The sequence below is a fragment of the Pseudarthrobacter polychromogenes genome (assembly GCF_014644495.1).
Classification (GTDB): domain Bacteria; phylum Actinomycetota; class Actinomycetes; order Actinomycetales; family Micrococcaceae; genus Arthrobacter; species Arthrobacter polychromogenes.
Genome location: NZ_BMKU01000031.1, coordinates 1 through 1101, shown reverse-complemented (window position 1 = coordinate 1101; position 1101 = coordinate 1). Strand labels below are relative to the sequence as shown.

General features: G+C 64.5%; 1 protein-coding gene. It reads left to right on the top strand.

Annotation, left to right across the window (positions count from 1 at the left end):
- Positions 1-1101, top strand: a protein-coding gene (locus tag IEX43_RS20165; RefSeq protein WP_188814054.1) for an IS3 family transposase whose coding sequence is annotated in 2 segments (ribosomal slippage) — positions 1-272 and positions 272-1101 — 1102 coding nt annotated over the 2 segments. Because the reading frame shifts where the segments join, the coding sequence is not laid out codon by codon here. This gene is flagged as partial in the annotation.

Sequence of the window (1101 nt, the reverse complement as noted above, 5' to 3'; positions counted from 1 at the left end):
CACGGCTTATGGGGCGGAGTTCCGCCAGGATGTTATAGATGTGGCCCGCAGGGGCGAGGCGCCGCTGGCGCAGATTGCGAAGGATTTCGGGCTTTCGGTCACGACGCTCAAGCGCTGGATTGCCATCGCCGACCGTAAAGAATCCGGGGCCGGTCCGGCGGCGACGGAGTCGGCCGAGATGCGGGAGTTGAAGAAGCGGAACCGCCTCTTGGAGCAGGAGAACGAGATTCTGCGCCGAGCCGCGGCCTATCTGGCCAGGGACATCAACCCAAAATGATCTACCCGCTGGTCACGGATCTTGCCGCCGACGGTGTTCCCGTGGCGGTGACCTGCAGGGTGTTGAAGTTCAGCAAGCAAGGCTATTACCGATGGCGAGCCAGTCCGGTGACGGAACGCGACTGGATCGATGCGCACCTCGTCAACGCCGCCCTGGACATCCATGCCGAGGACCCTGCGTTCGGGTACCGTTTCATCGCCGACGAACTCCCGGAGAAGGGCATCACGGCGGGTGAGAACAGGGTCCAGCGCCTGTGCAGGGACCACGGCATCTGGTCGGTGTTCTCGAAGAAGCGTGGCCTGAACCGCAGACCCGGGCCGCCGGTTCACGACGACCTGGTCGAGCGGGATTTCACCGCCGCGGCGCCGAACGAGCTGTGGCTGACGGACATTACCGAGCACCCCACTGCAGAGGGGAAGCTCTACCTCTGCGCGGTGAAGGACGTCTATTCCGGAAGGATCGTCGGGTACTCGATGGACTCCCGGATGAAGTCCTCGCTGGCCGTCGCTGCATTGGAGAGCGCGGTGCGGGCACGCCGCCCGGCAGCGACCGTGGTCCACTCGGATCGCGGGTCCCAGTTCCGGTCCCGCCGCTTCGTCGAATCGCTCCGGCACCACGGGCTTACCGGATCGATGGGCAGGGTCGGTGCGTGCGCGGACAACGCCGCGATGGAATCGTTCTTCTCGCTGCTGCAAAAGAACGTCCTGGACCGTCAGCGGTGGCTCACCAGGCAGGACCTCCGACTGGCCATCACAACCTGGATCGAAAGAACCTACCACCGCCGGCGACGGCAAAGACGGCTGGGAAAACTCACGCCAATCGAA